The sequence below is a fragment of the Corynebacterium limaceinasi genome (genome assembly GCF_046717465.1).
GTDB lineage: Bacteria > Actinomycetota > Actinomycetes > Mycobacteriales > Mycobacteriaceae > Corynebacterium.
In genome coordinates this window covers 133,836-155,471 of record NZ_CP177100.1, presented here as the reverse complement: position 1 = coordinate 155,471, position 21,636 = coordinate 133,836, and the positions used below count along the sequence as shown (strand labels likewise).

Genomic DNA, 21,636 nt, shown 5'->3' with positions numbered 1-21,636 from the left:
ATTGTCAATAAACCACCCCCTATAAGAAACAAAAATGCACAACGATCCCCGCAAAGACATCTTCAACAGCATCTATCCAGATGTCGATCCCACACAGAACTTCCCACTCACGATCGGTGAACGCTTATCCTTAGCGCTTTCCGTCGGCGTATTCATGTTCGGCGGCGTAAGCGGCAGCCTGCTCATCGCCGGCATTGGCCTGACCTTTGTGGTCGCCTGTTCCTTCGCCCTATCTCAAAAGACCCCGCGCCGCATCCGTGCGGAGGCGCGCAGCCGGTTCCCCCGGGAACCGTGGGCCGAACGGCCCAGTCTCCTCGTCCCCGCAGTATGGGCAGTCATCGCAGTAATCGCGGCCCTGGCGTGGTGGTTCACCCCCGTGAAATACCTCGCGTGGAGCGCGGGCACCATAGCCGTCATCGCCGCCGTTGCGACGTGGTTCCTCCCCACCGTGCAGCGCCGCCGCGCCCGGGCTGAACGCACAAAGCAGGACGCTTAAGTCACCCCAACACTCCTTGCCAGAGAAAACAAAAATAGGCCCCGACCTGCATTAACAGTTCGGGGCCTTGCGCGGTGGCGGCGGGATTTGAACCCGCGGTTGGGGGTTACCCAACAATCGCTTTCGAGGCGATCACCTTCGGCCGCTCGGACACGCCACCGCTTTCCAGACTACGGGAGGACCCCCGATGCAACAAAATCGCTGCGCCGGCACTAAGCCAGCGCAGCGATTTCGCTATGAAGGGACTCTAAAATTAGTCCTTCTTCAGGCCACCGATGATGTCGTTGGCCTTGTCCTTGATGCTGTCAGCAGCGTCGGACAGCTTGTCCTTAGCCTCGGAAGCGACCTGGTCGGCCTTGCCCTCGTTGGCTACGTCTTCGTTACCGGTTGCCTCACCAACAGCTTCCTTTGCCTTGCCTGCGAGGTCGTCCTTCTTGTTTTCCAAATCGCCCATTTTCTCTCTCCTTAAATGAGTCGCTTACAGTGTGACAGCTACTATACCCACTTTTCGCGCAGTGTGGTGAAGAATTTTTCTAGCAACGCCACACAGTCCTCTTCAAGCACGCCGCCGCGGACCTGTGGGGTAAAGGGGGCGGTGGGGGCACGCAGGACATCGATAAGCGAGCCGCACGCACCCGTCTTTGGCTCAAACGCGCCAAATACCAGCGAACTTATCCGCGCGGCTTGCAGGGCGCCGGCGCACATGGCGCAGGGCTCCAAGGTGACCACGAGCTCGCAGCCGGTCAGGCGCCAGCCATCGCCGTGGACGCGCACCGCCTGGCGGATGGCCTCGACCTCGGCGTGGGCGGTGGGATCGCGCAATTGCTCGCGACGGTTGACGCCGGTAGCGAGCTCGCGGCCGGTGGCATCATAAAGCACCGCCCCAACCGGCACGTCGCCGGCGGGGGTCTGGCGCGCCACCGCGAGGGCGCGCTGCATGCGTTCCTGCGCGCGCTGCAGGGGCCTAGGCGTTATCAATGACGTCTTCTAGCTCATCCCCAAAGCCCAGGTCGCCGGCAATGCGCAGGAGCATATCGGAGGGCCAATCGTCCTCATCATCGATGATGTAGCCCACCTGATCCTCGGATAGGCCCAGGTCAGCGAAGATATCGAAGTCGCCCTCGCCGTAGGGCTCGGCCTCTTCCGGGTCCACGTCTGGAATCTCATAGTCATTGAGCTCCATGAAGTCCGCGGCAAAGTCATCGTCAACGCCGTAGGTGGCATCCGAAATTAGCAATTTCACCCCGCCGGGCACGGGCCGCACGGCAATGAAGTAGGCGTCCTCGACGCAGAGAAGGGCGAAAGCTGCGCCTTCAGCGCGCAGGGCGCGCACCGCGGTGATGGAGGTTTGCGGGTCCTCAAAGTCATCATCGAAGCTGCGCACGACCCATTGTCCCTCGTTGCGGGCGACGGTAACCGCGAAAGAGTAATTTTCGTTGCTCATACCTCGTGAGATTAGTCGTGTTGTGCCACAATTGTCACCGTGAGTTCTCAAGATGTTCAACGCCCCATCTGCATTATCGGCCTCGGCCTCATCGGTGGTTCCTTGCTACGCGATCTCGCGGGCTATAACCACGACGTATTTGGATACAACCACTCGACGTCCGCCGCCCGCACCGCAGTCAAACAGGGTTTTGACGTCAATGATGATTTGCCGGCGGTGCTTAACCGCGCCGAGGTTGAAGAGGCGCTCATTGTGATCGCCGTTCCCATGACCGCGGTGGGCAGCGTCTTGGATGCCATTCAGGAACACGCCCCTAGCTGCGGCATTACGGACGTGGTCTCTGTGAAGACCCCCGTGCGTCAGCAGGTCTGTGACCGCGGCATGGAGGATCGCTACGTGGGCGGGCACCCCATGGCGGGTACCTCGAAATCGGGGTGGGATCACTCCCAGGCGGGGCTTTTCCGCCGCGCCGCGTGGGGCATTACCTACGATTACGCCGCCGAGTATGAGGCGCGCGGGGAAAAGGTTCCTAAGAAATGGATTGAGACTTTTACGGACGTCGTGCGCATGACCCAGATGGTGCATGCAGAGGCCGTGCCCATCCGCGTGGCCAACCACGATGCGGCGGTCGCCCGCATTTCCCACCTGCCGCATATCTTTGCGGAGACCCTGGCCACGGTGGGCGATAATGGCGGCATTTTGGCGCAGTCCTTGGCCGCCGGTTCCTTCAAGGATGCGACCCGGGTGGCAAGCACCCGCCCGGATCTCGTGCGGCAGATGTGCGAGACCAATGCCCCGGCCTTGGTGGAGGCCTTGGATGAGGCGCTGGAGCTGCTTCACGATGCCCGGGAGAAGCTCGCCGCCCCCAAGCCTTCCATCGCTGAGCTTGCCGATGCCGGCTACCGCGCCCGCACCCGCATCGAAGCTAGGTCGGGCGCGCGCAAGGAATCGGTCTCCCCGGTCAAGATTTCCTCCCGCCCGGTGCTGCGCCTGCACCCCGGCGGCCCGAAGTGGGTGGCGCAGCTGCGCCAGACCGAATCCTTGGGCGGGCGCATCGAGATTTTTTAGCGGCGCGACGTGCGGGCGACACCGTTGCCAGCACCGCTAGCGAAGGTGCGCGCGGCCGCCGCGGCACCGATAAGGCCAATGGCCGCTACCGTGAAGTAGATCCACGGGCGGTCGCCGCTGGTCTGTGGCGTTGCCTGCGGAGTAGGCGTGGTCTCCGCGGTCAAGATGGCGTCCTTATCCTTGCCGCTGATTACGCCGTCTACCCAGTCCTTGGCGCCTGCGAGCGTGGTGATAGCCGCGCTTGGGGAGGGCAGATCCGGGTCCGCATTGGAGGTACCCGCGGTAGCAAGGCCCGCAAGCTTTCCGCCCACGAAGAACGGTCCGCCAGAATCGCCACCCTGCATGCCGGCATTACCGGTGGAGTGGACATCGAGGATTGGGCTGCTGATCATCGGGGCCATGCCGCCTTGGCTAGGCTGCATTACTTCCCCACCGTTGCCGTCAGGCTTGACAATCTGCGGCTGCTCGGCGCCCGGCTTGGTGGCACCTGGCGAGACCACCTTGGGCTTATCCGATCCCGAACCAGATCCTGGCATCTTGACGCCCGGCATGGCTTCCTCAGCGGGCACGGACTCGTAGCCTTCTGGGGCTTCCTTGTCGGCGCCTGGCTTCTGTGCGGAGTCATCGCTTGGCCCGCCGCCCAGGATTTCGGAGACCTTCATCTCTGCCATCGGCAGCTGGCCCTTGCGCGCCATGGAGGAGCTGCTGCTCCAGCCATACAGGGTGCCAAGGTCGCCGGTCTCTGGAATATCGGTGGAGATCTTGGCTGGTTTGATATCGGTGACGGGCTCGGTGAGGTGGAGGAGTCCGGCATCGGAAAGCGGGGATAGCGCCCACGAATCCGCGTCATAGACCTTGCCTCCCAGGCGGGCCTGGGTGCCTTCGTTATTGACAGACTGCAGGCAGTGGCGGGCGGTAAGCACCCACTGCTTATCCACCAGCGTGCCGGTGCAGTCGCCGAAGTTGCCTATGCGGCCCATCTTGAGCGCAGCGACGGTCTGGGACTCGGCGTTATCGGGGGCGGGTTCGCCGTGCTCAAGGGCGCTGGCGGGGGCCGCCAGCATCCCGATGATGCCAGCGGTGGTCAAGGCGGTAGCAAATTTACGCGACATGTTAGTCCTTCTTTCCAGCAGGAACGGCGAGTTTAACGGCGATGGAGACGGCCTTTTCAAGCGGGCCTTGGCCCAGGAATTTCCGCCAGATGGTGGCAAGCACGAGGAATAGGCCAATAAATGCCCACGCCCACGCGGTGTTGTGCAGTGAGATGTGGCTTTGCCAGTAATAAGCGGAAAGCACGTGCAAGACATAGACGGTCAGGGACATCGTGCCCATTGCGGCCAAGGGGTAGACGAGCTTGGGTACTGCGCTGCCGATGAGCAGACACAGGTGCAGCACCACGGCTGCCACTGCAACGGAGAGCAGGATTTCGCCCGCGACACCGGTGTGGCCGGTAAAGCGCAGCCAGCTGGGAATATCCGGCTCGAAGCGGAAGTAGGTGCCAACCGCGGCAATCACCGCGCTGACCGCGGTAACAATCCACTGCAGCACCGTCCGGAAGCTACCTGGGCGGATGTAGACCTCAAAGAGCAGCATGCCGGCGATGAAATACGCGATCCATGCCAGCAGCGGATAGACCTGCGGCAGGGTAAACGGCGCGTAGTGCACGGTTGAGGCGATGGCGGCGACGAAGAAGAGGGCCAGCTTCCACCACACGTTCAGCGGTGGCACCCAGGAGACCACCATCATGGTGATACCCATGGCAACGAGCACGACCTGAATCTGCCCGCCAACCGGCAGCAGCGCCAGTCCGATAAGCGTAATGATGGCGCCACGGGCAATCAGGCGCAGCAGCGTCTGTACGGAATAGTTCTTGCCGATGAGCATCATCGTCACGCCGGCGACAATGGCAAATAGGGCGGCCGGAAGGCCCGACAATATGACCTTGGTGCTCCATACCAACGAGGCCATGTGCAAAATAATCATGCCAATAATGGCAAGTGAACGAGCCAAATCCAGCCCAACGATGCGCGATGATGTACTCACCTAGCACTCTCCTTCACGATGTGATGGGACGCAGCGGTCTTCACTACGGCCCATGTTTTTAACGACTCTCTTTTTCTACAACGCGAGTCTGGTAGGTTGCTGTATCAACACTTTACATGCCCTGTACCTTATAAATGCCGTTATTGGCCTGGTCAATCCTGCAATCCCACTTTCCCGCAACCGCACACGATCGCACCCAATTTCGCGGCGGCAACACACTCCGGAGAGCCCACCGCAGCGCGCATCATTGCCAACTGCGCGCATTTAATTCACCCCAGAAACCCGCACCTACCTGCCATTTTGCTATAGATAGCCTATTGCCCTCTCCATACCTAAACCCTGATAATTTCTTTCCTGCCAGAACGCTTCCTGACACCTATGAAAAGCGCTCAAACTGCCTGGCAAATGGTCACGAAGTTGGGTCACTCTTCGTTTCTCCTCCCTAAATCAGCCGAGGTTGCGTCCACTAGTGTGGTGTATCTGTAACCCGTGGTAGGGCCTGACCCCAGAAAGTGGAGACACCACGCTTTCGGACGCAACCTACAGGGAGAGGAGCTTGAGGTTTGGAAAATTAAGACCTCAAAAATCGGGCCCCCAATAAACAACCGAGCCAAAAACAACTAACCGGATTACTCTCGCTTACGGAAGTTATGGGCCCTGCGCCAGACTGCGTAAGTTCCCGCAAGAAAAATAACCGCAAAAACTCCGGCAACCTTAAAATAAAATAAGCCGTTTTCTAGCCTGCGGAAGATGTCTGACGATGAGGTAGAATCCGTCTCGGCCAAGGTCTTAGCAACATATATCGCATTCAACCCGCCGATAACATAACCGAGACAGAGCAACAGTGATACACAAATCGCAATCTTTAACAGAACCCCTAAGGATGAATTGCGTGACACTGTTCTCCTTTATATTCTCCCATTACAAATAGACGTGCACATTCGGCATTGCCCTTAACTTCAAAATTTGAAATCCTCCATCGTGCGCATGACCGAAGGAGCAATCGTTGTGAGTTTTACCTTTGCGCGTCACATGGATCCCGTTTTCGTCCCTGTTTTGGCAGTTTCCACCAAAGACGGTTTTGAGCCCTTCTTGTCCCCCTATACTGTTTCCGCTTGAGCCATTCCGGACGAGGCAGGAAGTAGCAGCCGAGAAGACAAAAGAGAAGCGGCAGTTTTTAATGTTTTGTTTATAACTTTCCTTTCCGTACGCGACGACTTACTTAAAGTAACATAAATTGACACTCTTGGTAACGATTGTCATCATCCCGATCCTGGCACCCATTACTGGTGTTAGCAGTTCGGGCCCGACCCCAGATGATGGACACTGCGAGACTCGGGCCTTTTGCCGTTTAACCCGCCTCTTGAGTTCAGAGGGTCGTTGCAACACTTTCCCTTAGGAGGGTGTTGTTGTGCCTGGAGTTGTTGGCCCGTTTCATTCGTTGTCTGAGTCGGATCGTCGTAGCTTGGTGGCCATGGTTGGCAGTGGACGTAGCGTTCGCTCGGCTGCTGGTGAGCTTGGTGTTAGCGGACATGAAAAACTGACCGGAGGCGGACATGAAAAAGTCCGCCTATGGCCATGAGAAACTGACCAGTGGCGGACACGACGGGGGTGGGGCGTGTTCGAAGGGTTGTCTTAGCCGGACGGGGTGTGTATGCGAACTATGCCCTATGGGTTAGCGCTTTGTTGTGGCGTCGATGTAGCGCTGGGATTCTCCTTCGGTTTGGATGACGATGGCGTGGTGCATTAGCCGGTCGATGGCGGCGTTGATCTGTGTGGGGCGTACCTGCGGCATGAGGTCGGCGAACCGTGACGGATGCGAGTTCGAGGTAATCGCCAGCGAGGTGTGCTGGTAGGTCGCTTCAATAAGCGCGAGGAATCCGTTGGCTTCAGCGACGGTAACGTCGAAGTATCCCACGTCGTCAAGGATGACTAAGTCCAGTTTGGCGAGTTTCGAAAAGCCTTTATGCGGGTCCAAGTCCGCAGCGTGCCGGTTAATGAGCTGGCCGAGGTTCTTCATTGTGAGCCACTTGACCTTCTTGCCGCGTTTAATCAGCTCGACTGCAAGTGCTTCGGTGAGCATGGATTTGCCAGTGCCTTGTGGCCCGCACAAAACGAGGTTGTCGTGGCGGTCCACCCAGTCTAGGGCTTTGAGGTGTTCTTGGCGTTCTACTGGGATGGTAGACCTGGCTGGGTCCCACGCGGCGAAACTTACCCCGGTAGGAAGTCCAGCATTTTTACGCCTGGTGACTAGCGCTGACTTGGCCCTGCTGAGTGCTTCTGCTTCGACAATGGTGCCTAGAAATTCTTCCAGGCGCCGGCGGTGAGCGTCATTGTCACATGATTGAAGGTAGTCAATGGCGGCACTTTTAAGCCCGGGTACTCGAAGCCTGGTTAGTTGTGCGGCAAGCCCTGTGGGAAGCTGGTAGTTGGGTGCGCTCATTTAGAACCATGCCTCCTCGTGCTCGTCGGCCTCGTGGTGTGAGGTCTCAGGTGGTGTGGGTGTGTAGAACCCGTCCCAGGAGTTCGAGGCATGTTCGATGGTTTCAGGTTCTGGGCCCTCGATATTAAAGGCCGTGCCGATTTTGGCAGCTAGGGCGTTGACTGGGTAGTTATCTGCCATGGCTTCGATATCGGTGCTGGTGATAAGGCCCGCGTCGATCGCGGCGCGAGCGATGTCATCAGCGAACCACTTCCCGCGCGTAGCGGCCAGCGTGACGAACAAACTCATGGTGTGTTTGATTTGCGGTGCGTGGTGGGCAACCCCGAAGCGCAGCCACGCTTCGGCACCGGGTCCGATGGCAAGGAAGTCTTTTTCTAGTTTCGAGCGAGGATTGACCTTGTAGTGGCCAGGCTCAGGCCGCTGGAAGGAGAAATGGTTCGGGTCAATCCGGCTGTCGCCGCGGACTCCTTTGACATGGCGTGCGACTTCTTCCACCCCGTCGATGTCGTGGAAGTAGATTACGACCTCATTGACGTCTGGGCTGGATTGTTCTGTGATGTAGACTTGCCGGCCCATGAGTTCTTCAGGCACTGAGTACACCGCGTGCTGGTAGGTGATCATGGGCGTATTCGCCGGCACTTTCCGCAGTTCACCGAAGACACTAGGATGCGTGTCCACAGGCAGTGGGCCGAGGTGTTTAGCTTCGACTTCACGCAGTACTTCTGCAGGAACAAGCCCGGTTGTACGGTGTGGTCGGGCGTTGATCTTGTCCATAAATGCCTGGCATGCTGCTTCGAGCTGGCCGAAGGTCTCGTAGGCGTCCACGAGATTCGTATCGCGGGGAAGGATGTCGTCTTTGGCTAGGCGTACGGCGTATTCGACTCCGCCTTTCGTGGCAGGGTCTGCCGGTGCACAGAATTGGATACTAACGCGGTAGTGCGACATGAACGATTCCATTGTCGGATTGAACTCCGGCAGGCTTGCGTGACGGCCTACAACTACGGTTTTCTCATTATCCGTGAGCACAAAGTCGGGTACTCCGCCGATAGCCCGAAAGCACCGGTCTAAGGCAGCGAGTACGGTAGTCATCTTTCGGTTACGCAGGGCAAAGACGACGCGGAATCGCGAGTAGGCAACCCAGGCAACAAACAGCACGGTCTTCTTGCCATCGACTACTGGGCCGTCGCCGAAGTCGTACTGGAGCCATTTGCCTGGTGCGGTTACCCAAGGCTGGTGTGCGCGCCGCGATGACGAGAGGCGGTATTCCTGTTTGAGTGTCGCGACGATGCGACGCGTGGTGCGCTGGCTTCCTTCAAAACCACGGTCCAGCAAAGCCTCGTGGACCACGTCGGCGCGGATCTTTCCGCCCGAGTTGGTGATCAGTTCCTTGATGAATCCACGGTGCGCATCCGTAATCGACGGACGTGGCCCACGCGCTGGCGGTGCGTCAGCGTGAGCGCGCACCACGCGTAGAACCGTGTTGTGCGAGACGTTGAGCTCGTCGGCGACAGCACGCGCATTTTTTAAAATGGCGTAGCGAGCCAGAATTTTCTGGCTTCTTCTGGAAGACTGCATAAAGGGTCTTCATCCTTTCGATAGATATGTCCGGCTAGACACTTCTATCGAACACTGGATGAAGACCCCCTTTGTTTTCTACCCCCGGATAAAAACTCCCCAAACCCCTAAATCCCGTGTCCGCCACTGGTCAACTTTTCATGTCCGCCAACACTTGGCTGTCATTACGTGCATGCTTTGAATTTTTGCCATGCTCACGGAGTGCCAGTCATATATAAAGCCAAACGAGTTGATCGCCGCGGTAGCCAGGCTTTACAGCTTGTAGAACTAGTTCAAGGCGGACTTTCGGTACACCAAGCCGCCAAAACGTGTGGAATGCATCCCACCGCTGCGTATGCTGTTGCTATAGAAGCCGGGTGCATATCCGGCAGTGTGGCGGAGTTTGAGCGTTCGATTATTCGTGAGCGTCAGGCCGAAGGTATTGCCAAGGCGAAAGCCCGCGGTGTCTATAAGGGGTGTGCGAAAGTCCTCGACGAGGAACAAGTAGCGCTGGCGCGCACGTGGGTGAGGGAGGGGATTCCGAAAGCAGAGGTTGCCCGCCGCCTCGACATTGGGCGCACCACACTGTATAAGTACCTCAACCAGTAAGGCCTGACGCACCCCGCAATACCGGTTGCTATAGGTATTGCTATGCCGGTTGCTATTTGTAGGGAACGGCCTACGACGTCAGGGAGGTGACCGATGGGTAGACACTCATTGGATACGTCCGGTCGCAAAAGAAAAGACCTTGACGTCACGAAGCTTAAGCGGCTCGATGTGGCAATCAAGGTCATAGCACTTGTGACCGTAACGGTGAAGCTAGTTAACGCCTTGCTTCACTTGGGTCTTTAGGTCCGATAACCTCAACCAACTTGGACCTTGGTTGGGGTTATTTTATTGTCCCAGACCGACCGTGTACGCGACAATCAGGCTGACTATACCTATCCTAGATATTCTTGAGCATTAGCAGGAAACAACTCCATCAAACCTTGCTCTGTGGTTCAACCAGCTGCCGAAGTGATGATCGTGCGTTGCGTGAGGTTCGAGATATACGCATTCAGAATCTTTGCCGAAAGCGATTAAGACTTTTGAGGTTACCCTCGTTTAGTGGACACCCGATTAGTGCGGATCTTGTGTCCGTAAGAGAGGATGTTCATTGTGAGTCAACAACGCCAGAAATACACACCTGAGTATCGACGCGAAGCCGCGAACCTGGTAATCGAATCGCAGCGCCCAATTGCTCATGTAGCGAAAGAAATTGGTGTCGCACCTGGTCTTTTAGGCCGATGGGTAAAAAATGAGCGTCAACGCCTAAGGATCTTCCGATGGATTAAGCGAGGCTGATCTTCGTGCGGAGAATGCTCGTCTGCGTCGTGAGCTGGCAGAAGCCAAGATGGATAATGAGTTTTTGTCAAAAGCGACAGCCTTCTTCGCTTTAAGGCAACGCGAAGAGAAAAGTTCGAATTAATGCAGCAGGAGAAGGCTAACTACAGCATCAAGCGCATGGCACGCTTGTTGAAGGTATCTCGGTCTGGATACTACAAATGGACCCATATACAGCAGCAACGCTTAACCGGTAAGGATGATCGTGCATCATTTTACGATGATGTTGATCGCAAGATTCATCAGATTTGGAAAGACTCCGATGAGGTCTATGGTGCTCCGCGGATCACCGCAGAGCTAGGTGAGCGCTACCAGATCAGTGTGAATCGCAAGACTGTGGCCAAGCGGATGCGTCTGATGGGCATTGAAGGGATTTCACCGCGTGCTTTTGTGCCGGTGACAACGATTCAATCTAAGCGTAAATCTGCTCTTCCTGACCTGGTAAAGCGCATGTTTGATACCGGCGAGCTCAATCGAGTATGGATGTCAGACATTACCTACCTGCGCACCGGCGAGGGCTGGTTGTACTTATGCGCAGTTCGCGACGGTCATTCCCGCAGGGTACTGGGCTGGGCTATGGATAGCGTGCAAGATACATACCTGGTCGAACGAGCGCTGCGGATGGCACATACACTGCGTAGTGATGTTCCTGAGGGGCTGGTGTTTCACGCTGACCGGGGAACACAATTTACCAGCGAGCAGCTCTGGGACGTGTGCCGCAACCTAGGGGTTGCTCAGTCGGTAGGGCGCACTGGGGTGTGTTTCGATAACGCGATGGCCGAGTCGTTCTGGTCGACGCTTAAGACCGAGTTCTACGACCGGAAACGCTGGGCAACCCGCGATACTGCGCGTCAGGCTGTGGCTTACTGGATTGAAGTAGTCTACAACCGTCGGCGCCGGCACTCCGCCCTTGGGATGGTCAGCCCTGTCGATTTCGAAAATCACATCACCCAAACCAGAAACGAAGAAAAAATCGCTGCCTAACCGCTAGGTAGCTCTACTACGTGTCCACGATTTGCGGGCAACCCCACTTTGATTCCCTGTTTCCCTGGGCAGTTATTTGTTACTTTTACGTTGTCAGCACTTGGCTGGACGTTAACGCAGGTAGCAACCGGGGACGAAGCGGAAAAGAAACTAATTCCGCCCTTAGTTGCGTCGGGGAGAAAACCGTCTGGGTCGACAGAGAGTGGCACGGTGTCCCCAGGTTGATACTGATTATTTTCAGATGCGTGGGCGGTGACAGGGAACACTGCAGTTAGTAAAGTGCAGCCCATTAAAATGAGACCCTTTTCCATGTCATTGACAATCATCCTTTCTGGATATATTCCATAGAATTGAATTTATCCTTTTCGGGAGTTGAGGTAAGGAACATCTCTACGAAACCAGAGCCCTGAAGTATTTCATCCCACTCGATAGATTCTTCATTTCTACTTAAATCAGGGAATCTTCCCCAAAGGCGAACGACTTTTCCTTCGTGAAGTCTAGGGTTAAAGAGGTCGAAGTGGTACCAGAGCTGATTTTCGGGGGAGCCGCTGTTTCTTCCCGCTTGGATGCCGACTCCGGCTAAAATTGTTTCCTCTGGAAGTATGGTGTCTTGAAACATTTGGGTGGATATATTTTTCAAAAACTTGATTTCATCAGTCGTGATAGAAACAAATTGATTGATGACTATTCTCCTAGCGGTAGAAAGCAGTGATTATTCCGACAGGTCGGCCGTCTCCGCTTGCGGGATCTACTCGTTCTGTGGCAACAACCGTCATAACTCTTCCATTGATTGGGTAAGAGCATTTTTTCTTGCCATTTCCTGCATTTAAGCCGCCTTTGCAGTCGGGGGCGTTATGTAAAACTGTGTCAATCTCTGTAGTGGCTGGAACGAAACCGTCGTGACTGTCTTTGATGTGAGAAAGCCCAAAACCAACACTGCCGGGTTCATCTCCTTGTCCTACGCGGAGTGGAAGATCTCGCCTTTCGGGCCAATGATTGTTTGGCTGATGGTCCAGTCAATTGGCTGAGCGGCCACTGCAGTGGGGGAAACAAGTAATCCGATAAATGCCGCCAAAGTGGCGGATAAAAATTTCTTTACTTTCACGGCAACGCCATTCAAATGTGTTTGGAAGATTTGCGACGGGAGAGAATGAAACCTTTGGTGCTGATGTTGGTGTCAAGTGAGGCATGAACCAAAAAGGAAACCCTGTCTCATTAATTATGATGGTCTAACTCTCCGTTTCCCGCAAGACCTTTTTGTGAATGCATAAATTAATTTATGCATTGCTTCAATCGGGCTGCTACTCGAACGCGTCAGCCGATTTGTTGTCCTTGGCCACCTGCCAGGCAGGCACACCAGCAAAGAAGTATTCACAGCCCTGCACAAGGCTGTCGCTGGAATCGATAAAGCACTCTGGTCATCAATTACCTGGGACCAAGGAAGCGAAATGGCAGGCCATAAAGCCTTTACCATGGCCACTGACATTCCCATCTACTTCTGCCATCCAGGATCACCGTGGGAACGCGGCAGCAACGAAAACACCAACGGCAGGCTCAGGAGAAACCTTCCCAAAAACAGCGACCTGTCCATCTACAGCGCCGAGGACCTGGAGATGATCGCCAACATACACAACCACAAACCACGCAAAGCGCTCAACTGGCGCACCCCAGCCGAAGTCATGACCAACGCCCTGACACAAACCGGTAGTATCACACCAAAGTAACCATCATCGTTGCAACGACCCCTAGAATCCAAGCCTCCGACACTCCTCGCCCACTCCGAGAATAAGCCCGGAAATAAAAAATCTCGAGACACCGTCTTGGAGATGATGTCTCGAGATTCGAAATTTTGTGCGCCCGGAGGGATTCGAACCCCCAACCTTCTGATCCGTAGTCAGATGCTCTATCCGTTGAGCTACGGGCGCAGTCCGTTGTGAAGCAGCGCGTATGCTCTGCTGTGCAACGAGAATTTACTATACCCACGGACCTGAAAACTAACAAATCGCCTGTACAGAGCCGTGTTCGGCGGGATAGCCAGCGGTGTATTGTTCACCCGCCGTTCACGCTTGAGCTCGGTGTGGAGGGCGAGGGGAGGCTATACAAGGGCGGAGGCTTCGGCATCGGAAAGCAGGGCGTCTTGAAAGGCCTGCAGGGTGGATTCATGATCGAAGTCGACGCCGATGAGCACGAGCTCCGCGCCGGGGGTTACACCATTGGCGGCCCATAAAGAAGCGGGCATAATCTGCAGGTTTGGCCCGGCCTGCTGCCACGCGTGGGCCACGCGCAGATCGGTATCGATCCAGCAATACCCCTTGGACCGCACGAGGCCCGTGCTTGCCCGGAGGGCGGCGATGAGGCGCTCGCGGTTAAAGGGGCGGTCGGCGCGAAAGACGACTGAGGAGATGCCGTATTCCTCGGTTTCTGGAGTGTGTGGGTTCGCAAGCTCTTCGGCATAGCCGTGATAGGCGGCAGCGGTGGCGGTATTGAACAAATGCGCATCGAGAACTAGCCCCGGTTCGATGACCCCGTGGGTCACCGGCACCACGCGAGCCCGTGGATTCATGGCGCGGACTGCGGCGATGACGCGCTCGGTTTCGGCGGCATCGACAAGATCGGTCTTGGTAATGAGGATAAGGTCGGCGAATTCGACTTGGTCCACTAAGAGATCAGAAATGGTGCGGTCATCTTGGGGCGTAGCCTCGATGCTTTCGGAGACGAGGCTGCGGCCGCGGCGCAATTGGTTTAAGAAGGTGGAGGCATCGACGAGGGAGACCATGGTGTCGATGGGGGCGGCATCGGCAAGCGTGGTGCCATCGGCAAATTCCCACTCAAAGGTGGCAGCCACGGGCATGGGCTCAGAAATGCCGGTGGATTCGATGACGATCTGATCAAAGCGGCCGGAGCGCGCCAGCTTGCCCACGGACTCGATGAGGTCTTCACGCAGGGTGCAGCAGATGCAGCCATTCGACAGCTCCACGAAGCGATCCTCGCCGCGTTCGAGGTGGCCTTCGCCGGCGACGAGGGCGGCATCGATATTGACCTCAGAAAAATCGTTGACGATGACCGCCAGCTTGCGCCCCTCCCGGTTCGCGAGCAGGTGGTTAAGTAGCGTGGTCTTTCCGCTGCCTAAAAATCCGGACAGCACGGTAACAGGTGTAGCCATCCTTTAATGGTAACGTGTTTCATTAAAGGATGGCTACTGAGGTGCTTAATGTCTAGACCGTCAGCCCGAAGATCGGTACCGCCAGCAGGAAGACGGTAAGGGTGATGAGGAAGATACCGATGACGTTGAGTCCAACGCCGCCCTTGATCATCTCGCCAATCTTGACGTAGCCGGAACCATAAGCAATGGCGTTCGGCGGGGTTGCCACCGGCAGCATGAAGGCACAGGTTGCGGCCAAGGCGACCGGGATGGTGAGCAGCAGGACGTTGATATCGCCTTCGGTGGTCAGGCCCACGCCCACGGCGACGCCGCCCATGATGGGAATGAAGGTGGCCGCGGTGGCGGTATTGGAGGTGATCTCCGTCAGGAAGAGGACCAGGGCGGCCACGGCTGCGACGATGAGCACGATGGGCAGGGAGCTGAGCCCCTTGGCCATCTCACCGATCCACAGGGACAAACCGGAGGAGTTGAAGGCCGAGGACAAGGAGAGGCCACCGCCGAAGAGGAGGAGGACGTCCCATGGCATTTCATTGGCCGTCTTCCAATCCAGCAGGCGGATGCGGCGCTCCGAATCGGCCGGCAGGATGAACAGGAGGATACCTGCGGCGATGCCGACGATGGCATCGTCATAATTATCAAAATCGCCAAGGACGATGGGCAGGGTTACCCAGGCCAGGGCGGCTAGGACGAAGATGATGCCGGTCATGATCTGCGGGCGGGTCCATGAGCCCAGCGCCTTGATTTCCTCGTTGATGAGCTCGCGGCCGCCGGGGATTTCGGTCATTTCCGGCTTGAAGATGGTAATCAACAGCGCCCATGCGATGAGTAGGAAGACAAGCGCCAGCGGCACGCCGACGGCCATCCAACGACCAAAGCCGAGGGTGACGTCCCAGGTATCGGCCATGTACGCATTCAAGAAGGCATTCGGCGGTGTACCAATCAGGGTACCCAGCGAGCCGATGGAGGCGGAGTACGCGATGCCCAGCATGAGGGCGGTGGCGAATTTCTTCTGCTTATCCCAACCGCCAACGGTCTCTGCGGTAAGCGCCAGCACGGACGTACCAATCGGCAGCATGACGACGGCCGTTGCGGTATTCGATACCCACATGGACAAAAAGCCGGTGGCCAGCATGAAGCCCAAAATGAGGCGGCGCGGCGAGGTGCCGATGAGCTTTACCACATAAAGCGCAAGGCGGCGATGCAGGTTCCAGCGCTGCAGCGAAAGCGCGATAAGGAAGCCACCCATGAACAAGAAAATGGTGGCAGAGGCATACGGCGCGCCGACTTCCTTAATGGTGCCCACGCTTGCGAGCGGGAAGATGACCAGCGGAATCAGCGCGGTGGCAGCCAGCGGGATGGCCTCAGTCATCCACCACACACCCATGAGGATGGTGACCGCCGCAACGGTGCGGATGGCGCTTAGCGTGTAATCGGCTTCCTCGTCCACGCCGGTGGACTGCTGGACCGTATCGATGGCATTTGAAGGGAAGATGAAAAATACGAGGATGGCCAGGGCGAGGCCGATGAAAAGGCCAATGAACTGGCGGCGCCATTCATTGCGTGGGGCACCCGGATCCTCAGCGCCCTCTGATTGGGCGGTAGATTCGTGAGTATGCGGGGTGGTCATGCCGCGAACTCCTTTGCTAGAGAGACTTTTAGCAGGGCGGGGGTGTGATAGCTCTGTCAATTACCAGCAATCGAGCCGGATCCTTGGTGCATCCCGAACATCATTCAGTCCGTGCAGAGCATGCTAAGACCCTACAAAACATTTGCACCAGAAACCACAAACTTTACTGAATTCACCCCCACCGCATTTAAAATTCACACACCGCAGCTACTCACAATGTGAAATTTTCCCCACCGGTTCGCTACCCCCGCCCGGCGCGCCAGGCCCCGTGTGCCAGGGGGCCTTTATAGCCCGAGCACGGACTTGGCGATGAGGAAATAAATAATCAGACCCGTGGCATCGCAGAACGTGGAGATAAACGGATTGGAAAATACGGCAGGGTCCGCGCCAATGGTCTTTGCAACGATGGGCATCAGCCCGCCCACCGTGGCGGATATGGAGCAGATTAAAAACAGCGTCGAGCCAATGACTAGGCCAATATCTACGCCATAGACCACCGTTGCCAGGCCGAACCCTGCCAAGCCCAATACTGCACCAAGCAGCATGCCTACCCGGAGCTCGCGCCAGAGAACGGCAAGGAGGTCGCGCCCGCGGACATCGCCAAGCGCCAGCGCACGGGTGACCGTCGTTGCTGCCTGGTTTCCCGTATTGCCGCCGGTACCGGTCAGCAGCGGGATAAACAGGGAAAGCACCACGGCCTGCGCCAAGGTGTCCTCGAAGGCGTCCAGGACCCGCACGGTCAACAGCGCGGACACCGCCAGAACCAGCAGCCACACGATGCGGGACTTCACCAATTTTAATAGCGGCGTGGACAGGTACGGCTGCTGCAGGGCCTCGGTACCGCCGGCGCGCGCTGAGTCCTCGCTATCTTCTGCTTCGACGATGTCAATGGCATCATCCCAGGTCAAAAGGCCTACCAGGCGGTCCGAATCATCCACGATGGGCAATGCCAAAATATCGAGCGGCAGGAACCACCTAGCTGTGGCTTCCGCATCATCATTGGCGTTGGCATAGATGGGGCTTTGCATGATCTCCCCAATCGTGGTGCCCTCCTCCGCGGTAAAAATCTCCCGCAGCGTCACCACGCCCACTAGGCGGCGGTCCGCGCGGGTGATGGGCACCGCATAGATGGTTTCCAGCTCATCGGCCTTCGCACGCAGGGTCCGCAGCGCTTCCTCCACGCTCATTTCGGGATGGATGCCGGGGACCTCGGGCGACATGCGGCGGCCCACCGAGCCCTTGGTATAGCCCAGGACAACCCCGGTGACATCCCGCTTTGATTTGGTAAGCGAGCGCAGCAGCCGATCCGCGATTTCCGCCGGCAGCTCATCCAAAAGGGCCACGCGGTCTTCTGGCTCGAGTTCATCGAAGAACTCATAAACATCAGCATTTCCCAGCTCATCGATGATATCTGCCTGGTGCTTGGCATCCAGGGCATCAAATACCACGATGGATTTACGCCGCGGCAACAAGCGCAGGGCCAGCGCGGCGCGGATGGCATTTTGCCGCTCGACGATGGCGATGAGCTCTTGCAGTGGCACCTCATCAAGCAACGCCTGCAAGCGGGGCGCTTTTTGCGGGTCAATGGCAGAATCCTGCTTCAACCATGCCTCGACCGTATCGCTGGCCTGCTCAGTAGTATCCGCCATCGCCGTCACCTTGCCCTTCTCGCCCCTCATACCGCGGCACCGGTGGCCACCGTAATTGATATAGCCCCACATAGATTACGCGTATCTCCCATCAGCACACAGCGCTGCGGGGAAAAATCTGCCTTTAGGCAAAAACACCCCACAAGGCAAAGGCCGCAAGCAGGGAGACCAGCCCCGCGCTACTGGCCAAGACGGCGGCGCTGGGGAGGTGGCGGTGGGTGCGCAGGGAGGCATCGACAAGCGATGCCCGCTTCCTCACCGCCAAGATCAGCACCAGCACGCCCGCCGCGAGCGCCAGCAACGGGAGAAACACACTAACGCTGACCACCCGCATGACCCCTAGGAGTATCACCGCCAGCGCGAGGATGGTGCGCTGCCACGATAGGCGGGTGCGCTCGGGCTGCAAGCCGGGGTCAAAGAGCTCCCCATGCGGCTGCGGGCTAGGCAAGTAACTCTCCTACCAGCAGCACGGCCGCGATAACGACGATGGTGCCCACCAGCACCGGGATGGCGATGCTAAAGGGCAGCGGGCGCTGTTGCCGCAAGGCACGCTCAGCCCGCTTCCATTGCACCCACGCGACTATCGGCAGCACAATCGCCACCACCAGCATGAATGCGGAAACCACCGCGCGCAGGGTCGCCGGTAGCGGCACATCGAAAGCCTCCAAGGCCACTCCCCCGGCAATCAGCGCGAGCGAGGTGCGAATCCATGCGAGGAAGGTGCGCTCATTCGCCAGCGTAAAACGCGGATCAGGGTCACTTCCTACCCCAAATACCGAGCGGGGAAACCTCGAATCGCTCATGCCTTCCTACCTTATATTCAATGCACGTCCTTAGCGCGATAAGGCCGCGAGCCTGTTCGCCGGTCACCTCGTTATGATCGGGGCCATGATTGAAGTCGCAGCCATCGTTTTCCGCAATTCCTTTGGCCACGTGCTTGGCGTACGCAAGGCCTCATCCACAAAGTTTCAGCTGCCGGGCGGCAAGCTAGAAGAAGGCGAAAGCCCTGTCCAGGCCGCTGCGCGCGAGGCGGAAGAAGAAATCGGCGTGCAGGTACGCCTACCTGAACTCACTGAGCTCGGCACCTTCACTGCCCCGGCCGCCAATGAACCGGGCCAGACCGTCCGCGGGCATATCTTTACCTACCCGCGCCCCGTCATCGCCCACGCCGCGGCCGAAATCGCCGAAACCGCCTGGATCGATCCCGCCGACCCGCAGTGCGAGCTTGCCGATCTCCTGCGTAGCAAGGTTTTTCCGGCGCTGTAAAGTGGTCAAGCTCGCGTATCAACAGAGAGCCACGCCTACACCCCGTCACCTGCGGCGGGAAGAATCGTGGACCAGCGATGACGTAACAGCCGCTCTGGGGTCAACAAGGTGTGGTTTACTACTTATTTAGACTGACGCCCTGCATTCTCCGCCCACACGCGCACTCCGACAGAAGCAGCAGTCAGAACAACAATGAAGATGGTCACTAAGCCGATGCCTATTACATCGGTCAGCCACAAAACAAATATCACCAAAGAGGCGACTGCTAAAGCGAGCAAAACTCCGTTTTTGTCTTCTGCGCTTTATCCATGTCTCCATTATTCACGATAAAAACTCACCACGCGACGAGTTCATCCTTCTGAAAAATCTCCTTGAGCACCAAAAGCGCCCTCGGAGAACTACATTTCCATTTCATGCCCGTAGCGGGGGAATACTCGTATTACGCTTGCAGAATAGGGGGCCTGGCTCCTGATTGGTGGCCACCGCATTTTGTCATTTAACCCCGTTTAGGCCTGTCGTTTAAGCTGGCAAAACAACAAAATCCCAAGCGCATTCGCCCGGGATTTGTGTGGCGGAGATGAGAGGATTCGAACCTCCGGACCCCAGAAGGGTCAACTCCTTAGCAGGGAGCCCCATTCGGCCGCTCTGGCACATCTCCAAGTTCAGAAAGAACCGTAAAAGACAATACCTGCCGCATGCGCCACGGCCAAACTAACCCCCTGGTTTTGTCCCCGGTTTTCTTCCACGCGCGCAGGAGAGACGACCTAGAGTGGTAGCCATGATTCGCTCCGACTTACGCGCCATTCCGGGCTATGTGCCCGGCGCGCGCCACGATGATGCCCTCAAGCTCTCTTCTAATGAGGCCACGCAGCCACCGCTGCCTGAGGCCGCAGAGGCTATGGCCCGCGCCACCGCCGAGGCCAATCGCTATCCGGATATCGCGGCCACCGAGTTGCGTGAGGATCTGGCCGAGCACTTAGGCGTGAGCTTCGACCAGGTTGCGGTAGGCACGGGTTCTTCCGCGCTGTGCCAGCAATTGGTACAGATCACCACCACGCCCGGTGAGGAAGTGATTTTTCCGTGGCGTTCCTTCGAGGCTTATCCCATCTTTGCCCAGGTTGTGGGCGCACGCCCCATTCCAGTTCCACTCGATGCGGACCAGCGCGTGGATTTGGCCGCGATGGCGGAGAAGATTACCGCGGATACGCGCCTAATTTTCGTCTGCAATCCGAATAATCCTTCCGGCACCACCGTGACTAAGGCGGAGTTCGCCGAATTTATGGACGCGGTGCCAAGCGATGTCCTCGTTGCCCTCGATGAGGCCTATATCGAATACAACCGGAATTCCGATACCCCGCTGGGCACCGAGCTTTTTGGCACTTATCCCAACGTGGTTTTCCTGCGGACCTTCTCCAAGGCCTATGGTTTGGCCGGCGTGCGCGTGGGCTATGCCTATGGCCCAGAAGATGTCATCGCGGCGCTGAATAAAGTAGCGATTCCGTTTTCCATCAACGCCGTGGCCCAGGCCGGTGCCCGCGCCGCGCTAGCAGCGCAGGATTCGCTGCGCGAGCGCACCGAAGAGACCTGTGACCAGCGCCAACGGGTGGAAAAGGAACTGGCAGAATGGGGCGTTCCCCACTCGGAAGCCAACCACGTATGGCTGCCGGCGGCGAATATTGAAAGGCTAGGAACGCCGCAGGAATTAGCCGCACGCCTAGCCACACGCGGCGTGCTCGTTCGCGCCTTTAGCGAAGGCATACGCATTACTATTACAACCGAGGAAGAAACTAACGCCCTGCTGCAGGCGTGGAACGATACCGTAGGAGGCTAAATGCGTTCGTTGACCAATTTTGCCCTCAATGTAGTCGCCATCGCGATTGCGCTCTGGGTCGTAGTGGGCATTATCCCCGGGATTTATATCACCCCGGATAAGCTGGGCAATTTCATTGCTGTGGCCATTGTTTTCATCATCATTAATGCGGTGGTCATGCCCGTGCTGCGTTTTATCGGCGCCCCGCTGACCTGCCTTACCCTAGGGCTATTCGCGCTCGTCATCAACGGCGCCGCCCTGCTGATCGTGGAGTGGACGCTCAATACCTTTGACTTAGGAATTGGCCACCTTGTGGTCAATTCCTGGGGCTCTGCAATCTTCGGCGCCATCGTCTTGTCCTTAGTCAGCAGCTTGGTCAATTTCTTTACCAGCCCGCTGCGCGAGCCGGTCTAAAGGAACGGGTTATCCCCCGGCGAAGGGCGGCAGCACGTCAACGCGGGTCACGCCCATGAGCGGCGAGTCCGCCTGAGTGTTGCCGGCGCCATCGATAAGAAAGTTGCAGCGCCCCAGCACCTCTTTCATGCTCATACCGGCCTCCGTAGTGCCGGTGTGGTCCTTGCCCAGCTGCTCTATGAGCTGGCCTAAGGTGGTGGGCGCTTTTACCTGCTCCGAAGCTACGCCAGCCGCGGCACGAGCGGCGGCGAAATAGTGAACGGTCAACATGCTTCCTACTATGCCCGCAGGC

Annotated in this window: 22 protein-coding genes, 3 tRNA genes and 1 pseudogene; 8 read left to right on the top strand and 18 right to left on the bottom strand. The window is 57.4% G+C overall.

All coding sequences use genetic code 11. The annotated features are described in order from the left end of the window. Positions 1 to 34: 34 nt before the first annotated feature. On the top strand, positions 35 to 496 hold the full coding sequence (locus ACLI1Q_RS00800) for a hypothetical protein (protein WP_239270027.1): 462 nt from the start codon (positions 35 to 37) through the stop codon (positions 494 to 496). Between the two features lie 72 nt (positions 497 to 568). Here ACLI1Q_RS00800 and ACLI1Q_RS00795 read toward each other — a convergent pair. From ACLI1Q_RS00795 to ACLI1Q_RS00780, 4 genes are all read right to left on the bottom strand, one after another. Continuing rightward, positions 569 to 656 (bottom strand) — tRNA-Ser (locus ACLI1Q_RS00795). A 93-nt stretch (positions 657 to 749) separates the two neighbouring features. Beyond that, positions 750 to 950, bottom strand: a complete 201-nt coding sequence (locus tag ACLI1Q_RS00790; RefSeq protein ID WP_239270028.1) for a CsbD family protein — start codon at positions 948 to 950, stop codon at positions 750 to 752. 41 nt (positions 951 to 991) lie between these two features. After that, a complete protein-coding gene (locus ACLI1Q_RS00785; RefSeq protein ID WP_370657800.1) occupies positions 992 to 1,456 on the bottom strand; it encodes a nucleoside deaminase in 465 nt (154 codons plus the stop codon). A gap of 4 nt (positions 1,457 to 1,460) precedes the next feature. Beyond that, entirely contained in the window at positions 1,461 to 1,940 is a 480-nt protein-coding gene (locus ACLI1Q_RS00780; protein ID WP_239270030.1) for a tRNA adenosine deaminase-associated protein, read from the bottom strand. Positions 1,941 to 1,979: 39 nt separating this feature from the next. Between ACLI1Q_RS00780 and ACLI1Q_RS00775 the strand changes: the two genes are divergently transcribed. Then, the gene (locus ACLI1Q_RS00775; protein WP_239270031.1) at positions 1,980 to 3,008 is read left to right on the top strand and encodes a prephenate dehydrogenase; all 1,029 of its coding nucleotides are present in this window, start codon (positions 1,980 to 1,982) and stop codon (positions 3,006 to 3,008) included. Here the strand turns inward: ACLI1Q_RS00775 and ACLI1Q_RS00770 are convergent. The 4 genes from ACLI1Q_RS00770 to istA form a co-directional block, all read right to left on the bottom strand. Then, positions 3,005 to 4,120 carry a trypsin-like serine protease gene (locus tag ACLI1Q_RS00770; RefSeq protein ID WP_239270032.1) on the bottom strand — a complete coding sequence of 372 codons (1,116 nt, stop codon included), beginning with the start codon at positions 4,118 to 4,120 and terminating at the stop codon, positions 3,005 to 3,007. The two genes, ACLI1Q_RS00775 and ACLI1Q_RS00770, sit on opposite strands and share 4 nt — an antisense overlap. A 1-nt stretch (position 4,121) precedes the next feature. Continuing rightward, complete coding sequence (locus ACLI1Q_RS00765; RefSeq protein ID WP_239270033.1) at positions 4,122 to 5,051, bottom strand: DUF418 domain-containing protein; 930 nt, start codon at positions 5,049 to 5,051, stop codon at positions 4,122 to 4,124. Between the two features lie 1,675 nt (positions 5,052 to 6,726). After that, a complete protein-coding gene (locus ACLI1Q_RS00760) occupies positions 6,727 to 7,494 on the bottom strand; it encodes an ATP-binding protein (RefSeq protein WP_411697023.1) in 768 nt (255 codons plus the stop codon). Beyond that, a complete protein-coding gene (gene istA, locus ACLI1Q_RS00755; protein WP_239275835.1) occupies positions 7,495 to 9,069 on the bottom strand; it encodes an IS21 family transposase in 1,575 nt (524 codons plus the stop codon). It abuts the gene before it with no gap. Between the two features lie 168 nt (positions 9,070 to 9,237). Between istA and ACLI1Q_RS00750 the strand changes: the two genes are divergently transcribed. After that, complete coding sequence (locus tag ACLI1Q_RS00750; RefSeq protein ID WP_349819922.1) at positions 9,238 to 9,657, top strand: helix-turn-helix domain-containing protein; 420 nt, start codon at positions 9,238 to 9,240, stop codon at positions 9,655 to 9,657. Between the two features lie 540 nt (positions 9,658 to 10,197). Beyond that, positions 10,198 to 11,415: pseudogene (locus tag ACLI1Q_RS00745) on the top strand (IS3 family transposase). Between the two features lie 322 nt (positions 11,416 to 11,737). Here ACLI1Q_RS00745 and ACLI1Q_RS00740 read toward each other — a convergent pair. Together ACLI1Q_RS00740 and ACLI1Q_RS00735 are read right to left on the bottom strand one after the other, a co-directional pair. Beyond that, positions 11,738 to 12,055, bottom strand: a complete 318-nt coding sequence (locus ACLI1Q_RS00740) for a hypothetical protein (RefSeq protein WP_239275821.1) — start codon at positions 12,053 to 12,055, stop codon at positions 11,738 to 11,740. 318 nt (positions 12,056 to 12,373) lie between these two features. Beyond that, positions 12,374 to 12,520: a hypothetical protein gene (locus tag ACLI1Q_RS00735; protein WP_239269632.1), complete on the bottom strand. Its 147-nt coding sequence runs from the start codon at positions 12,518 to 12,520 to the stop codon at positions 12,374 to 12,376. 166 nt (positions 12,521 to 12,686) lie between these two features. Between ACLI1Q_RS00735 and ACLI1Q_RS00730 the strand changes: the two genes are divergently transcribed. Next, a complete protein-coding gene (locus tag ACLI1Q_RS00730; RefSeq protein ID WP_349883435.1) occupies positions 12,687 to 13,139 on the top strand; it encodes an IS30 family transposase in 453 nt (150 codons plus the stop codon). Between the two features lie 128 nt (positions 13,140 to 13,267). Here ACLI1Q_RS00730 and ACLI1Q_RS00725 read toward each other — a convergent pair. The 6 genes from ACLI1Q_RS00725 to ACLI1Q_RS00700 all read right to left on the bottom strand — a co-directional run bounded on the left by ACLI1Q_RS00725 (position 13,268) and on the right by ACLI1Q_RS00700 (position 18,657). Next, positions 13,268 to 13,340, bottom strand: a tRNA-Arg gene (locus ACLI1Q_RS00725). A 170-nt stretch (positions 13,341 to 13,510) separates the two neighbouring features. Beyond that, positions 13,511 to 14,578, bottom strand: a complete 1,068-nt coding sequence (locus ACLI1Q_RS00720; RefSeq protein WP_411697022.1) for a GTP-binding protein — start codon at positions 14,576 to 14,578, stop codon at positions 13,511 to 13,513. Between the two features lie 52 nt (positions 14,579 to 14,630). Further along, entirely contained in the window at positions 14,631 to 16,205 is a 1,575-nt protein-coding gene (locus tag ACLI1Q_RS00715; RefSeq protein ID WP_239269634.1) for an SLC13 family permease, read from the bottom strand. Positions 16,206 to 16,489: 284 nt separating this feature from the next. Beyond that, on the bottom strand, positions 16,490 to 17,854 hold the full coding sequence (mgtE, locus tag ACLI1Q_RS00710; RefSeq protein ID WP_239269635.1) for a magnesium transporter: 1,365 nt from the start codon (positions 17,852 to 17,854) through the stop codon (positions 16,490 to 16,492). A 124-nt stretch (positions 17,855 to 17,978) separates the two neighbouring features. Then, positions 17,979 to 18,302 (bottom strand): DUF202 domain-containing protein, encoded by a 324-nt coding sequence (locus ACLI1Q_RS00705; RefSeq protein WP_239269636.1) that lies wholly within the window; start codon positions 18,300 to 18,302, stop codon positions 17,979 to 17,981. Then, on the bottom strand, positions 18,295 to 18,657 hold the full coding sequence (locus tag ACLI1Q_RS00700; RefSeq protein WP_239269637.1) for a YidH family protein: 363 nt from the start codon (positions 18,655 to 18,657) through the stop codon (positions 18,295 to 18,297). The genes ACLI1Q_RS00705 and ACLI1Q_RS00700 overlap by 8 nt, the downstream gene beginning before the upstream one ends. An 85-nt stretch (positions 18,658 to 18,742) precedes the next feature. Here ACLI1Q_RS00700 and ACLI1Q_RS00695 point away from each other — a divergent pair, with 85 nt between their 5' ends. Continuing rightward, complete coding sequence (locus ACLI1Q_RS00695) at positions 18,743 to 19,120, top strand: NUDIX hydrolase (protein ID WP_239269638.1); 378 nt, start codon at positions 18,743 to 18,745, stop codon at positions 19,118 to 19,120. Positions 19,121 to 19,689: 569 nt separating this feature from the next. On the opposite strand, the gene ACLI1Q_RS00690 is transcribed toward ACLI1Q_RS00695, so the two are convergent. Continuing rightward, positions 19,690 to 19,778, bottom strand: a tRNA-Ser gene (locus ACLI1Q_RS00690). Between the two features lie 120 nt (positions 19,779 to 19,898). Here ACLI1Q_RS00690 and hisC point away from each other — a divergent pair. Then, positions 19,899 to 20,951: a histidinol-phosphate transaminase gene (gene hisC, locus ACLI1Q_RS00685; protein WP_239269639.1), complete on the top strand. Its 1,053-nt coding sequence runs from the start codon at positions 19,899 to 19,901 to the stop codon at positions 20,949 to 20,951. Next, on the top strand, positions 20,952 to 21,344 hold the full coding sequence (locus ACLI1Q_RS00680) for a phage holin family protein (protein ID WP_239269640.1): 393 nt from the start codon (positions 20,952 to 20,954) through the stop codon (positions 21,342 to 21,344). A gap of 9 nt (positions 21,345 to 21,353) precedes the next feature. Here the strand turns inward: ACLI1Q_RS00680 and ACLI1Q_RS00675 are convergent, their stop codons facing one another. Continuing rightward, a complete protein-coding gene (locus ACLI1Q_RS00675) occupies positions 21,354 to 21,614 on the bottom strand; it encodes a MoaD/ThiS family protein (RefSeq protein WP_023016533.1) in 261 nt (86 codons plus the stop codon). Positions 21,615 to 21,636 lie beyond the last annotated feature (22 nt).